The organism is Cognatiluteimonas weifangensis, from assembly GCF_003416885.1.
Taxonomy (GTDB): Bacteria; Pseudomonadota; Gammaproteobacteria; order Xanthomonadales; family Xanthomonadaceae; genus Cognatiluteimonas; species Cognatiluteimonas weifangensis.
Map to the genome: position 1 here is coordinate 80,327 of NZ_QVPD01000001.1, position 13,700 is coordinate 94,026.

Sequence of the window (13,700 nt, forward strand, 5' to 3'; positions counted from 1 at the left end):
CCGCGCGCGGCGCGGACCTACAGCCAGCGCAACAGATCGAACAGCTTGAGCAGCAGGTAGGCGATGCCGCCGGCCGCCGGGATCGTCAGGATCCAGGCCCAGATGATGCGCTCGATCACGGTGAACTTGAGCGCGCGCGGATTCTTGGCGAAGCCCACGCCCATGATCGCGGTGGAGATGCTGTGGGTGGTGGACACCGGCATGCCGAAGTGCGCGGCCAGGGTCAGGATCGTGGCCGAGGCGCTTTCCGCGGCGAAGCCGTGGATCGGGTGCAGCTTCACCATCTTGTGGCCCATGGTCTTGATGATGCGCCAGCCGCCGGCGGCGGTGCCGGCCGCCATCACCAGCGCGCAGGTGGCGATGATCCAGCTGTCGATGTCGGTCTCGCCGCCGTCCGGGTGCATGAAACCCAGCCAGCCCGGCAGCTGGTCCAGTGCGCCGGAGGCCTGCGCGGCGAAGATCGCCAGCGCGATGATGCCCATGGTCTTCTGCGCGTCGTTGGTGCCGTGGGCGAAGCCCATGTAGGCGGCCGACACCAGCTGCGCCTTGCCGAAGAAGGCGTTGACCCAGCGCGGCCGCGCCAGCCGCGCCGCCACGCCGCCGGCGCCGGCCATCGCCGCGATGATCGCCCACAGCGCGACCATGATCGCGATGCCGAGCACGAAACCGGCGATCGGCGAGCTGATCATCGGCACGAACACCTTCCACAGCAGGCCCTTGTTCTGGGTCCAGTCGCCGACGCTCTGCGACCAGATCAGCGCGTCCCAGTCGTTGTGCGCGGCCGCCAGCGCGGCGCCGCACAGGCCGCCGATCAGCGCGTGCGAGGACGAGGACGGCAGCCCCAGCCACCAGGTGATCAGGTTCCAGCTGATGCCGCCGCCCAGCGCGCACAGCAGCACCTGCGCGGTGACCGCGACCACATTGGTGTCGATCAGCCCCGAGGCGATGGTCTTGGCGACCGCGGTGCCCATGAACGCGCCGATCAGGTTCATGGTCGCGGCCAGGATCACCGCCTGCCCGGGCGAGAGCACCTTGGTCGCGACCACGGTGGCGATGGAATTGGCGGTGTCGTGGAAGCCGTTGACGAACTCGAACACGAGCGCGGCCAGCACCACCACCAGGACCAGGGTCAGCATCGGGGTACCTGCCTCGGGCTCAGCTGTTCTTCAGCGCGATTTCGTAGGCGACGACGCCGGCCTCGCGGCAGCGGTCGATCGCCTTTTCCAGGATCTCGAAGAACTCCTTGAGCAGGAACATCTCGCTGGCTTCCAGGCGCCCGGAGTAGATGTCGCGGTACAGCTCCAGGATCAACCGGTCGGCCTCGGCCTCGAGCACGCGCAGGCGGTCGTTGAGCGCCTTCATCCGCTCCAGCCGCAGGTGCGGCAGCTCCTTCACCATCTCCACCACCACCCCGGCGGCCTGCTCCAGCATCGCCGCGCGCGGGGCGAAATCGATGCCTTCCAGACGATGCTGCGCCAGCGCGTAGCGGTCGGCGAAACGCTCGACCTGCTTGGGGATCCGGTACAGCGCCGACCCCAGCGCCTCGATGTCCTCGCGCTCGATCGGGGTGATGAAGCTGTCCACCAGCGCCTGGCTGATCTTGTCGGAAGCCTCGCGCTCGCGCTGGCGGGCGAGCTTGAACGCGTCCAGGGAATGGATCCGCGCGGGCTCGCGCAACATCGCGTGCAGGGCCTTGGTGCTGTCGTGGGCGGCGTCGGCCGCCTGGTCGAGCAAGGCGTAGAACTGCTTGCCCTGGCCGAAGATCGTCTGCAGGGAGAACATCGCAGGGCCCCGTGGAAGGATCGTGGAATCGGCAAATTATGACGGTTTCGCGGCAATCCGTGCAGCGGCCGTCGCGAATTCCGCCCCGGCCGGCTCCCGCGGCGCGGCTGTTATGATTCCGGCTGCGCCCCGGCGCGACCTATGGACGACGTCTCCCCGCCCCCGCCTGCACGCGCCGCCGACCCCGCGGCGCCGACACTGGCCCGCCCCGCCCTCCGCCTGGATCCGCGCGCGTGCTGCAGCTGCTGATCGTCCTCGCCCTGATCGTGCTCAACGCCTTCTTCGCGCTGTCGGAGATGGCGGTGATGACCTCGCGCAAGTCGCGCCTGCGGCAGATGGCCGAGCACAGTCGCGGCGCGCGCAAGGCGCTGGCCCTGGCCGAGCACCCCGACGACCTGCTGTCCACGGTGCAGATCGGAATCACCCTGATCGGCGTGCTGACCGGCGTGTTCGGCGGCGAGGCGATCGGCGCCAGCATCGCCGGCTGGATCGACGGCTGGTGGCCGTCGGCGAGCCAGTACGCCGCGCCGCTGGGCATCGGCACCGCGGTCGGCCTGATCACCGCCGCGCAGGTTATCTTCGGCGAGCTGATCCCCAAGCGCCTGGCGTTGACCAACGCCGAGGAGATCGCCAGCGTGGTCGCCTTCCCGCTGGACTGGCTGGCGCGCGCCGCCAAGCCGGTGGTGTTCGCGCTCGGCGCGATCAACCGCCTGGTGCTGCGCATGCTCGGGATCGGCGACGACGCGCGGACCGCGATCACCGAGGAGGAGATCCGCCTACTGGTCAGCGAAAGCCACGAGCAGGGCGTGATCGACTCCGACGAACGCAACATGATGAACCGGGTGCTGCGCCTGGGCGACCGCACCGCCGACAGCATGATGACGCCGCGCACCCGCATCGTCTGGCTCGATGCCGCCGCCAGCTTCGAGGAAAACCTCGCGGCGATGCGCGAGACGCCGTATTCGCGCTACCCGGTCTACCGCGGCAGCGACAACGACGTGCTCGGCGTGCTCGAGGTGAAGACCCTGCTCGACCGCCTCGACCAGCGCGCGCCCGAGCTGTTCGGCAAGCTGCGACCGGCGGTGTTCGTGTCCGAATCCACGCACGCGCTGAAGCTGCTGGAGATCTTCCGCGAGGAGCAGCAGTCGCTGGCGCTGGTGGTGGACGAGTACGGCGAAGTCACCGGCATGGTCACGGTCAACGACCTGATGGGCGCGGTGCTGGGCCGGATGCAGTCGGGCGAGACCATCCACGCCGAGGCGCTGGTAGTGACGCGCGAGGACGGCTCGCTGCTGGTCGACGGCTCGCTGCCGGTGGACGACCTGCACGAGCTGCTCGGCGGCGGCGAACTGCCCGGCGAGGCCGAGTACGACTACCACACCGCCGCCGGCATGACGATCGCGCACTTCGGCCGCATCCCGCACGCCGGCGAGCGTTTCGACTGGAACGGCTGGCGGATCGAGGTGGTCGACCTCGACGGTCCGCGCATCGACAAGCTGCTGCTGCAGCGGGTCGCCGCCGAAGACGCCGACGATGGCGGGTGAACGCGGCCTGCGGGCGCTGCTCGACGGCTTCGCCGCGGGCGATCCGGACGAGGTGCTGCGCCTGCGCGAGCTGCTCGCGGGCCTGGGCCGACGCGCTTTCGGCATGCTGTTGCTGGTCGCCATCCTGCCGGCCTTCATCCCGATCCCGATCGGCGGCGCGATCAGCGGCCCGCTGGTGATGCTGATCGGCGTGCAGCTGCTGCTGGGGACGCGGCGGCCGTGGCTGCCGCGGGCGATCGCCGAGCGCGGCCCGCACCGGCATGCGCTGGCGCGCTTCGGCCGCAAGGTCTCGCCGTGGCTGCTGCGGCTGGAAAAGCTGGTGCGGCCGCGGCTGCCGCAGCTGTTCCGGCAGCGGCCGGCGATGATGCTCACCGGCCTGCTGCTGGTGCTGCTGGGCCTGTTGCTGTCGCTGCCGATCCCGCTCACCAACTACCTGTTCGGCGGCCTGTTGCTGCTGTTCGCGCTGGCGTTGCTGGAGCGCGACGGGGGGCTGCTGCTGGTGGCCTGGGGCGCGGGTGCGATCGCGATCGCGAGCTTCGGGGTGCTGTCGGAGAAGGTCGCCGGACTGGCGGCGCAGGCGCTGGGCGCGCTGTTCTGACCCGGGCGCGGCCCGTCGCCGGTGCGGCGCCGCACCGGCCGGCCGCTCAGGCCAGCAGCCCGCTGAATTCCTGCGCGCCGACCGGATGCCCGAGCCAGTAGCCCTGCGCCAGGTCGCAACCGCGCTCGCGCAGGATCGCGTACTGGCCTTCCTTTTCCACGCCCTCGGCGATCACGGTGATGCCGAGCGAATGCGCCATCGCGATGATCGCGGTGGTGAGCGCGAGGTCGTCGGGATCGCGCAGCACGTCGGAAACGAAGCTGCGGTCGATCTTGACCCCGTCCACCGGCACCCGCCGCAGGTGGCTCAGGCCGGAAAAGCCGGTGCCGAAGTCGTCCAGCCACACCTTGACCCCGTTGCTGCGCAGCCGCGCCAGCAGCGCGCTGGCGTGGACCTCGTCGCCGATGACCGCGGTTTCGGTCAGCTCGATGTGCAGTTGCGGCGGCGGCAGCCCGGTGTCGCGCAGCGTGGCGACCACCTGCTCGGGCAACTCGCCGCTGCGCAGCTGCCGTGGCGAGACGTTGACCGAGACGAACAGGTCCTTGCCGCGCGGGAACTGCGTGTGCCAGCGCATGGCGTCGTCGCAGGCCGCGCGCAACACCTGCGGGCCGATGGTCTCGATCAGCCCGCTCTGCTCGGCGACGTCGATGAACACCGACGGCGCGATGCTGCCCTGCTCCGGGTGCTGCCAGCGCAGCAGCGCCTCGGCGCCGACCAGCTGGCCGTCGCCGAGGCGGTAGATCGGCTGGTAGACCAGGCTCAGCTCGCCGCGCTCCCAGGCGCCGCGCAGGTCCTGCTCCATGCGCACGCGCCGCTCCACCGCCTGGTCCATCGCCCGGCTGTAGAAGCGGTAGCAGCTCTTGCCGGCGACCTTGGCCTGGTACATGGCGATGTCGCCGTTCTTCATCAGCGCCGTCGCCCCGGCCGCGTCCTCCGGGAACAGGGTGATCCCGATCGAGGTGCCGAGGAACACCTGGCGGCCCTGCACCACGATCGGCCGCCCCAGCTCCGCGACCAGGGTTTCCGCCAGTTCGGTGGCCTGCGCGCGCACGTCGCGGCCGGACGCCTCGCCGCCCTGCAGCAGGATCACGAACTCGTCGCCGCCGAAGCGCGCCAGCAGCGTGTCCTCGGCCTCGCCGTAGCGCTCCACCGCGCTGCGGATGCGGTTGGCGAACTGCAGCAGCACCTCGTCGCCGGCGTCGTGGCCGAGGGTGTCGTTGACGCGCTTGAAGTCGTCGATATCGGCGAACAGCAGCGCCAGCTGGCGGCCGGCGCCGCGCAGCTGCATCAGCCGCTGGTCCAGGCTCTCGCGGAACGCCAGCCGGTTGGCCAGGCCGGTGAGCGCGTCGGTATAGGCCATGCGGCGGATGTCGCGGTCGTGGCGCGCGATGCTGTCGCCCATACGGCCGAAGGCGCGCATCAGCTCGCCGACCTCGTCGTTGCGGCGGCTCTCCGGCACCGTGGTGGCGTAGTTGCCGGTCTCGATCTCCTGGGCGACGCCGGCGAGCTGCCGGATCGGACGCACCAGCGCGCGCTGCAGCACCCAGCTGGCGATCGCTCCCAGCCCCACCAGCGCCGCCAGCAGCAGGCCGATCCACCACAGGTGCTGCGTCCCGATCGCGCCCAGGCGGTCGCCCAGGGCGTTGGCGGCGCGGGTCTCGTCGGCGCGCACCCCGTCCAGCGAATAGCCGATCCGTACCCCGCCCAGGCGCTGGTCGCCGACCCGGATCGGGCTGGACACGTCCAGCACCCGGTCGGTCCATTGCGCATGCACGCCGTTGGCCGACACCGCCTCGTACGCCAGCGGGTCGCGCATTGCCTGGCCGTAGGTGGGGATGTCGCCGGAGCCGTCGTGGATGATGTCGCCCTTGGTGTCGTACACCAGCACGTAGCGCACGTCCGGCTGCTTGAGCACGTTGCGCGCGACCACGCCGATGCTGTCGAGGTCGAAGTAGTACAGCGGGTTGACCAGGGTGTCGGCGACCTGCGCGCTCAGCGCCTCGCCGTGCACGCGCAGGCGCTCGAACACCAGCGCGTGCATCGAATCTCGGCTCTGGTGCACGACCTCGCGCTGCATCGCGCTCTGCCGCTGCAGCATCAGCAGCACTACTGCCAGCATCAGCACCAGGGTGGCGCCGACCAGCGCGATGAACTTGGCGTGCAGCCCGCCCAGGCGCCGGTCGAATCTCATTCGACCTCCGTGCGGACGCGCTTGACGCCGCCGCGCAGCTCGCGCAGCGCGGCATCGGTGGCCGGGTCGATCGGCAGGAACCGGGTGGTGCGGAAGAACTGCAGCAGCGCTTCGCGCGCGTCGGGGTCGCCGCCGGCCTGCAGCAGCACCTCGCGCAGGCGCGCCTGGATCCGGTCGTCGAGGTCTCCGCGCACCATCTCCAGCGCGCGCGGGTAGGCGCGGCTCTGGCCGATGATGCGGAAATCCTTGCGGTAGGAGGGCGGGATGCGCTGCGGATCGTCCCAGTCCAGGTTGCTGATGGTGCCGGCGTCGACCAGGCGCTTGTGCACCCAGGTGGCGATGTTGCGCTCCGAACGCGCGAACACGTAGCCGACCGAGCGCTGGTCGGGGCGGTCCATCGGCGACAGCAGGATCTGCAGCGGCAGCCGGTGCTGCAGCAGCTGCATCGCCGGCACCACGTAGGCGCTGGTGGAGGAAGTGTTCTGGAACGCGACGCTGTGCCCGGGCAGATCGTCCAGCGAAGCCAGGCCGCTGTCGCGGCGCACGAAGATCAGGGTGCGGTAGTCGCGCGCGCCGTTGCGCTCGGTCAGCAGCAGCGGCTGCGCGCCGGCGCGGTCCTGCAGCCGCATCGCGTTGGCGGAGGTCTCGGTGACCCAGTCGACGCGGCCGCGGCGCAGGTAGCTGCCCATCTGCTGCAGGTCGCGGGCCATCAGGATGCGGCCTTCGGTGATGCCGACGTCGGCCATTCGCGGCACCACGTAATCCAGCAGCGGCTTGAGTTGCTCGTAGTGGGCCTTGGGATCGTCGCTGATCCGCCCCAGCACCAGCACGTGCGGATCGCCGGCGCGCACCGGGGCGGCGAGGACGACGCCCGCCAGCAGGCCGAGCAGACAGGTCAGCAGGCGGGTCTGGGAGATGCGCAAGTACGGGTGTCCCGCGGGCGATGGACTGGCGGCGAGCCTAACGGATATGCGTAGTCTACGACAGCGGTCCGGCGCGCTCGCCCGCCAGCCGCGCCATCCGCTGCGCATCGGCCAGCACGCCGCGCAGCAGCCGCACCTCGCGCGCGTCCAGCCCGCAGCGCAGGAACAGCCGGCGCAGTTTGCGCAGGGCCGATTCCGGGGCGCGGCCCTTGTGGAAGTCGATCGCCTCCAGGGTCTGGGCCAGCTGCGCGAACAAGCCTTCCAGCTGGGCGTGGGATGCCGGTGCGGCCACCGGCGCGGCCGCAGCCGGCGCCGCCAGGCCCGCCAGCCAGGCCATGCGCAGCTCGTAGGCCAGCACCTGCACCGCCGCGGCCAGATTCAGGGAGCCGTAACCGGGGTTGGCCGGGATGTGCACCGCGGCGTGGCACAGCTGCAGCTCGTCGTTGTCCAGGCCGGTGCGCTCGCGGCCGAACACCAGCGCCACCTCCTGGCCCTGCGCGGCGGCGGCCAGCGCGGCCGCGGCGGCCTGGCGCGGCGACTGCTCCGGCAGCGCGATCCGGCGGCTGCGGGCGGTGCAGCCCAGCACCAGGTGGCAGTCGGCCACGGCCTCGGCCAGGCCGGCGTGGCGGGTCGCGGCGGCCAGCAGGTCGCCGGCGCCGGCCGCCAGCGCGTCGGCGTCGGCGTGCGGGAAGCGTTCCGGCGCCACCAGCGCCAGCCGCGACAGGCCCATCGTCTTCAGCGCCCGCGCCGCCGAGCCGATGTTGCCGGGGTGCTGGGTGCCGACCAGCACCGTGCGGATGCGCGCAGCCGCCACGAACGGGGGGACGCGGTCGTTTTCTTCGGGCGGACTGGCGCTCATGGCGGCAATGTTAAACTCCGCGCCCCGGCCGCAGCGCCGGTGCGTTCTTTCCCCTTGCCATCTTCCGCCTGCCACCGAGGTCGTGCCGCCATGCTCAAACCCGCCGTCAACGTCATGGTCAAGGCGGCCCGCGCTGGCGGCAGCGTGCTGTTGCGGCACATGAACAAGCTCGACGCGCTGAACGTCGTCGAGAAGGAGCGGATGGACTACGCCAGCGAGGTCGACGGCCTCGCCGAGGCCGAGATCGTCAAGGAACTGCGGCGCGCGTATCCCGAGTACGCCGTGCTCGGCGAGGAAGGCGGCATGCAGAAAGGGCTCGGCCCGCGCGCGCAGGCCAGCGGCCGCTACACCTGGGTGGTCGACCCGCTGGACGGCACCAGCAACTACCTGCACGGCTGGCCGCACTGGTGCGTGTCGATCGCGCTGGTGGAGAACGGCGAACCGGTCCACGGCGTGATCTTCGACCCGTTGCGCAACGAGCTGTTCACCGCCAGCCGCGGCAGCGGCGCGGCGCTCAACGAGCGCCGCATCCGCGTCGCCGAGCGCAAGGATCTGGCCGGCGCGCTGCTGGTCACCGGTTTCCCGCCGCGCGAGCGCGCCCGCGCCGGCGCCCAGCTGGACTGCGTGCGCGAGCTGCTGGTGGCGGCCGAGGACGTGCGCCGCACCGGCTCGGCCGCGCTCGACCTGGCCTACATCGCCTGCGGCCGCGCCGACGGCTATTTCGAAGCCGGGCTGCAGCCCTGGGACATCGCCGCCGGCGTGCTGCTGGTGCGCGAGGCCGGCGGTCGCGTCTGCGATTACCGCGGCGCGGCGACCGGCCGCCTGGACCGCGCCGAGGCGCGCGGGCGCCAGCTCGTGGCCGGCAACGTCAAGCTGGTCGAACCGCTGCAGAAGACGATCGTGTCGTCGGGCTACGCGGCGAGCTTCGACTGACCCAGCTGCCCTCACTCCGCAAGCCGGGTGAGGGTAACAAGGCGGCGGAGCCTCGTGCCGTTCCTTCTCCCTGCTTGCGGGGAGCTCGAATCGGCAGGATGCCGATTTGCACGGCGAAACCGCCCCGAAGGGGGCGGCGACGGGGATGTCGCCGATGCAACGTGCGCGAAGGGCGGATGAGGGGCGGGCGTCGGCCGCCATCGCTTGAGCAGCAGCCCCTTCACCCTGCCGCGCCGAGCGCGGCTGCCGCTCTCCCCGCTACGCGGGGCGAGGGCGGGTCGGCGGGATCGCGCGGTGCGCGATCCGCTGCTTTCAGGGCCGCCGCGCCAGCGCCGCTTCGTCCTTCGCCTTGGGCATCAGGTCCTGCTTGCTCACGCCCAGCCACATCAGCAGCGGGCAGGCGACGAAGATCGACGACAGCGTGCCGACGACGATGCCGATCATCTGCGACTCGGCCATGCCCTGCAGCGAGCCGCCGCCGTACATGTACAGCGCCAGCACCGTCAGGAACGCCACGAACGAGGTGATCACCGTGCGCGACAGGGTCTGGTTGATGCCCGCGTTGAGGATCTCGCGCGCCGGCGCGCGCATGCCGCGGAAGTTCTCGCGCACGCGATCGAACACCACGATGGTGTCGTTGATCGAGTAGCCCATCACCGACATCACGCCGGCCAGCACGGTCAGGTCGAACTCGTGCCCGGTCACCGCGAACCAGCCGGCCACCACCACGATGTCGTGCATGGTGGCCAGGATCGCGGCCACCGCGAACTTCCACTCGAAGCGGAACGAGATGTAGGCCAGGAAGCCGACGATCACGAACAGCATCGCGTAGATGCCGTTCTGCGCCAGCTCCTTGCCGATCTGCGGGCCGACCGAATCGCTGCGCAGCACATGTGCCGGGTTTTCCGCGGTCGAGGCCGCCTTCAGCACCTCGTCGGCGGCGTGGCTGGTCTGCCCTTCGGCCAGGTCCTTGGGCTGCAGGCGCACCAGCAGGTCGTTGCCGGAACCGAAGGTCTGCACCTGCGCGCCGGGGTAGCCGACCTGCTCCAGCCGCTGGCGCACGCCGTCCACGTCCGCCGGCTTGTCGAAGCGCAGCTCGGTGACGATGCCGCCGGTGAAGTCGAGGGCGAAATTGAACCCCTTGGTGGCCATCGCGCCGATCGCGATCACCAGCAGGATCACCGACAGCGTCGCCGACGCCCAGCGCAGGCGCATGAAGTCGAACTTGCTGTCGTGCGGGAACACGCTGAGCGGAAACAGGTTGGAAAGTTTCATGGCAATGGTTCCGTCAGATGGCCACCGACTTCAGCTTGCGCCGACGTCCGTAGATCAGGGTGGCGATGCCGCGCGACACCGAGACCGCGGTGTACATCGAGGTGATGATGCCGGCGATCAGCGATACCGCGAAGCCCTTGACCGGGCCGGTGCCGAAGGCGAACAGCGCCACGCCGGCCAGCAACGCGGTCAGGTTGGCGTCGACGATGGTGCCGGAGGCATGCTGGTAGCCGCCGGCGATCGCGGCTTTCGGCGGCAGCCCGGCGCGCAGTTCCTCGCGCACGCGCTCGTTGATCAGCACGTTGGCGTCCACCGACATGCCCACGGTCAGGGCGATGCCGGCCAGGCCCGGCAGGGTCAGGGTGGCGCCGAGGAACGACATCACCGCGACCACCATCAGCAGGTTGATCAGCAGCGCCACGCAGGTGATCAGGCCGAACATGCGGTAGTAGACGAGGAAGAAGGCCAGGGCGAAGCCGAACGAGTACAGCACCGCGGTCAGACCGCGGCTGACGTTTTCCTTGCCCAGGCTGGGGCCGACGATGCGCTCCTCGACGAAGTCCATCGGCGCGGCGAGGGCGCCGGCGCGCAGCAGCAGCGCCAGGTCCGCGGCTTCCTTGGGGCTGTCCAGGCCGGTGGTCTGGAATTCCTTGCCGAACACGCCCTGGATGGTGGCCACCGAGATCACCTGCTCGCTGGTGCGGGTGGTGCGCACCTCCTGGCCGTCGACCACCTTCACCTCCGGAATCCGCTCGATGTACACCACCGCCATCGGCTTGCCGACGTTCTCGCTGGTGAAATCGAACATGCGCTGGCCGCCGATACCGTTCAGGGTCACGCTCACCATCGGCGTGCCGCTGCGCGAGTCGTAGCCCGATCGCGCATTCACCAGCTGCTCGCCGGAGGCGATCACGCGCTTGTTGAGCAGGATCGGGATCGGCTTGCCGTCGGCGCCGATCTCCTTGCGGTAATAGACCTTGGCCTCCGGCGGGACGTTGCCGCTGGCGACCGCGTCGTACGGGTTGCCCTCGATCACGCCGCGGTATTCCAGGGTCGCGGTCGCGCCGAGGATGCGCTTGGCCTGGGCGGTGTCCTGCACGCCCGGCAGCTGCACCACCACGCGGTCGCTGCCCTGGCGCTGGATGATCGGCTCGGCCACGCCGAGTTCGTTGATGCGGTTGCGCAGGGTGCCGACGTTCTGCTCGATCGCGTCGGTGGTGATCTGCTGGATTTCCTTCTCCGGCACCCGCACCACGATGGTGTTGTCCGCGACCTCGCTGGTGAGGTTGGGCAGAGCCTGCATCACCAGTCCCAGCGCGGCGTCGGCGTCGACGCCCGGGGCCAGGGTCGCGACGATCGAGTTGTCGGCGCGGCGCTCGACCGACTCGTAGCGCACCCGCTTGTCGCGCAGCAGCACGCGCAGGTCCTCGGCGTAGGCGTCGAAGCGCTTGTCCAGCGCGGCCTTCTTGTCCACCTGCATCAGGAAGTGCACGCCGCCCTGCAGGTCCAGGCCCATCAGCATGCGCCGCGCGCCGATCGCGCCGAGCCAGTCGGGCACGGTCGAGGCCAGGTTCAGCGCCACCACGTAGTCGTTGCCCAGGCTCTCGCGCAGCACGTCGTTGGCCTTGCCCTGCTCGATCACGTCGGTCAGACGCACCAGCAGCTCGCCGTCCTTCTCCAGTTCCACCGCCTTGGGCGCAATGCCGGCCTTTTTCAGGTCCGCCTCGATCCGCTGCTGCAGCGTCTCGTTCACCTGGAAACCGCGGTTGGCGGTGATCTGCACCGACGGGTCCTGCGGGAACACGTTCGGCAGCGCGTACAGCGTGCTGAGCAGCACCACGATCAGGATGATGAAGTATTGGAAGCGGCTGTATTCGAGCATCGTCAAGCCCCGCGCGCGGCCCGTGCCCGGAAGGCCGGACCGGCGCAAAATTCAGGTCGGGATCGGATCAATCGGAGCGCCGGCTCAAGCCGACTTCAGGGTGCCCTTGGGCAGGACGTTGGCGATCGCGCCCTTCTGCATGCGCACGCGCACGTTGTCGGCGATCTCCACGGTGACGAAGCTGTCGCCGATCTCGCGGACCACGCCGGCGATGCCGCCGTTGGTGATGACCTCGTCGCCGTTGCCGAGCTTGTCGAGCATGGCGCGGTGCTCCTTCTGCCGCTTCATCTGCGGCCGGATCATCAGGAAGTACATCACGCCGATCAGGACGATCGGAAACAGCAGGCCGCCGAGGCCGCCGCCGAACAGGCCGCCCGGGGCGGGTTGGCCGGTAGCCTGGGCGTAGGCCGGGGAAACGATCAGGTCGAGCAGGGTCATCGGGGTATCCGGTGGCGAAACAACGGGGAATTATGCCATGCCGCCGGCCGCCGGCAGGCCCGGGCGGGCGGGGTCAGGTCGGCGGCGACAGGCCGCGCACGGCGTGGAAGGAGTCGCGGAAGGCGCCGAAGGTTCCCCGTTCGATGGCCGCGCGCATCTCAGCCATCAGCCGCTGGTAGTGCCACAGGTTGTGCAGGGTGCCCAGAATCGGCGCCAGCATCTCGTTGCAACGGTCCAGGTGCCGCAGGTAGGCGCGGCTGTAGCCGCCGGCGCAGGCCGGGCAGCCGCAACCCTCCTCGATCGGGCGGGTATCGCGCTCGTACTGCGCGTTGCGGATCCGGATCGCGCCGCCGGCGGTGAAATAATGGCCGTTGCGGGCGTTGCGGGTCGGCAGCACGCAGTCGAACATGTCCACCCCGCGCGCCACCGCCTCGACCAGGTCCTCCGGACGCCCGACGCCCATCAGGTAGCGCGGGCGCTCGCCGGGCAGCTGCGGGCAGGTGTGCTCGAGCATGGCGTTGCGCTCGGCCTCGGTCTCGCCGACCGCGAGGCCGCCGATCGCGTAGCCGTCGAAACCGATCGCCTTCAGGCCTGCGGCCGAGCGCGTGCGCAGCTCGCGGTGCACGCCGCCCTGGACGATGCCGAACAGCGCCGCGTCGTTGCCCTCGTGCGCGCGCTTGCTGCGCTCGGCCCAGCGCAGCGACAGTTCCATCGACCGCCGCACCAGGTCCGCGGCGACCGGCACGCCATCCACCTGCACCGGCGGGCACTCGTCGAAGATCATCACGATGTCGCTGTCCAGCGCCTTCTGGATGCACATGGACTCCTCGGGGCCGAGGAACACGGTGGAGCCGTCGGTCGGCGCCTGGAAGGTCACGCCCTGCTCGGTGATCTTGCGGCGGTGCGCCAGCGAGAACACCTGGAAGCCGCCGGAATCGGTGAGGATCGGCCCGTCCCAGCGGGCGAAGCCGTGCAGGCCGCCGTGCGCCGCGATCACCTCCAGCCCCGGCCGCAGGTACAGGTGGAAGGTGTTGCCGAGGATGATCTGCGCGCCGAGCGCGCGGACCTGGTCGGGCAGCATGCCCTTGACCGTGCCGTAGGTGCCCACCGGCATGAACGCCGGCGTCTCCACCGTACCGCGCGGGAACGTGAGCCGGCCGCGGCGCGCGGCGCCGTCGGTCTTGAGCAAATCGAAGGAAAGGCGGCTCATGGATATCGGGGGAGAGGGCTTCGGAGGGGTTGGCGGCACAGGCGAGGCATCCTGCGCGGCTGCGT

12 protein-coding genes are annotated in these 13,700 nt (G+C 70.4%); 3 read left to right on the forward strand and 9 right to left on the reverse strand.

The window, feature by feature from the left end; genetic code table 11:
* Positions 1-17: 17 nt before the first annotated feature.
* Both D0Y53_RS00350 and D0Y53_RS00355 read right to left on the reverse strand, forming a co-directional pair.
* Positions 18-1,136, reverse strand: coding sequence for an inorganic phosphate transporter (locus tag D0Y53_RS00350; RefSeq protein WP_117201134.1), 1,119 nt, complete (start codon positions 1,134-1,136; stop codon positions 18-20).
* A 19-nt stretch (positions 1,137-1,155) separates the two neighbouring features.
* Positions 1,156-1,782, reverse strand: coding sequence for a DUF47 domain-containing protein (locus tag D0Y53_RS00355; RefSeq protein WP_117201135.1), 627 nt, complete (start codon positions 1,780-1,782; stop codon positions 1,156-1,158).
* 233 nt (positions 1,783-2,015) lie between these two features.
* Here D0Y53_RS00355 and D0Y53_RS00360 point away from each other — a divergent pair, with 233 nt between their 5' ends.
* On the forward strand, positions 2,016-3,326 hold the full coding sequence (locus D0Y53_RS00360) for a hemolysin family protein (RefSeq protein ID WP_117201136.1): 1,311 nt from the start codon (positions 2,016-2,018) through the stop codon (positions 3,324-3,326).
* Positions 3,316-3,924, forward strand: a complete 609-nt coding sequence (locus tag D0Y53_RS00365; RefSeq protein ID WP_117201137.1) for an exopolysaccharide biosynthesis protein — start codon at positions 3,316-3,318, stop codon at positions 3,922-3,924. Before D0Y53_RS00360 ends, D0Y53_RS00365 begins: the two co-directional genes overlap by 11 nt.
* Positions 3,925-3,970: 46 nt before the next feature.
* Here the strand turns inward: D0Y53_RS00365 and D0Y53_RS00370 are convergent, their stop codons facing one another.
* The 3 genes from D0Y53_RS00370 to D0Y53_RS00380 are packed head-to-tail and all read right to left on the reverse strand — an operon-like array spanning position 3,971 to position 7,897.
* Positions 3,971-6,115 carry a putative bifunctional diguanylate cyclase/phosphodiesterase gene (locus D0Y53_RS00370; protein WP_117201138.1) on the reverse strand — a complete coding sequence of 715 codons (2,145 nt, stop codon included), beginning with the start codon at positions 6,113-6,115 and terminating at the stop codon, positions 3,971-3,973.
* Positions 6,112-7,038 carry a phosphate/phosphite/phosphonate ABC transporter substrate-binding protein gene (locus D0Y53_RS00375; protein WP_425477020.1) on the reverse strand — a complete coding sequence of 309 codons (927 nt, stop codon included), beginning with the start codon at positions 7,036-7,038 and terminating at the stop codon, positions 6,112-6,114. Before D0Y53_RS00375 ends, D0Y53_RS00370 begins: the two co-directional genes overlap by 4 nt.
* 55 nt (positions 7,039-7,093) lie before the next feature.
* Positions 7,094-7,897, reverse strand: coding sequence for an RNA methyltransferase (locus D0Y53_RS00380; protein WP_117201140.1), 804 nt, complete (start codon positions 7,895-7,897; stop codon positions 7,094-7,096).
* 90 nt (positions 7,898-7,987) lie between these two features.
* Between D0Y53_RS00380 and D0Y53_RS00385 the strand changes: the two genes are divergently transcribed.
* Complete coding sequence (locus D0Y53_RS00385) at positions 7,988-8,830, forward strand: inositol monophosphatase family protein (RefSeq protein WP_117201141.1); 843 nt, start codon at positions 7,988-7,990, stop codon at positions 8,828-8,830.
* 312 nt (positions 8,831-9,142) lie between these two features.
* Here the strand turns inward: D0Y53_RS00385 and secF are convergent, their stop codons facing one another.
* The 4 genes from secF to tgt form a co-directional block, all read right to left on the reverse strand.
* Positions 9,143-10,105: a protein translocase subunit SecF gene (secF, locus tag D0Y53_RS00390; protein ID WP_117201142.1), complete on the reverse strand. Its 963-nt coding sequence runs from the start codon at positions 10,103-10,105 to the stop codon at positions 9,143-9,145.
* Between the two features lie 13 nt (positions 10,106-10,118).
* Positions 10,119-11,987 (reverse strand): protein translocase subunit SecD, encoded by a 1,869-nt coding sequence (gene secD, locus D0Y53_RS00395; RefSeq protein WP_117201143.1) that lies wholly within the window; start codon positions 11,985-11,987, stop codon positions 10,119-10,121.
* 84 nt (positions 11,988-12,071) lie between these two features.
* Complete coding sequence (yajC, locus tag D0Y53_RS00400) at positions 12,072-12,425, reverse strand: preprotein translocase subunit YajC (protein ID WP_117201144.1); 354 nt, start codon at positions 12,423-12,425, stop codon at positions 12,072-12,074.
* 73 nt (positions 12,426-12,498) lie between these two features.
* Positions 12,499-13,635, reverse strand: coding sequence for a tRNA guanosine(34) transglycosylase Tgt (gene tgt, locus D0Y53_RS00405; RefSeq protein WP_117201145.1), 1,137 nt, complete (start codon positions 13,633-13,635; stop codon positions 12,499-12,501).
* Between the last annotated feature and the right edge of the window lie 65 nt (positions 13,636-13,700).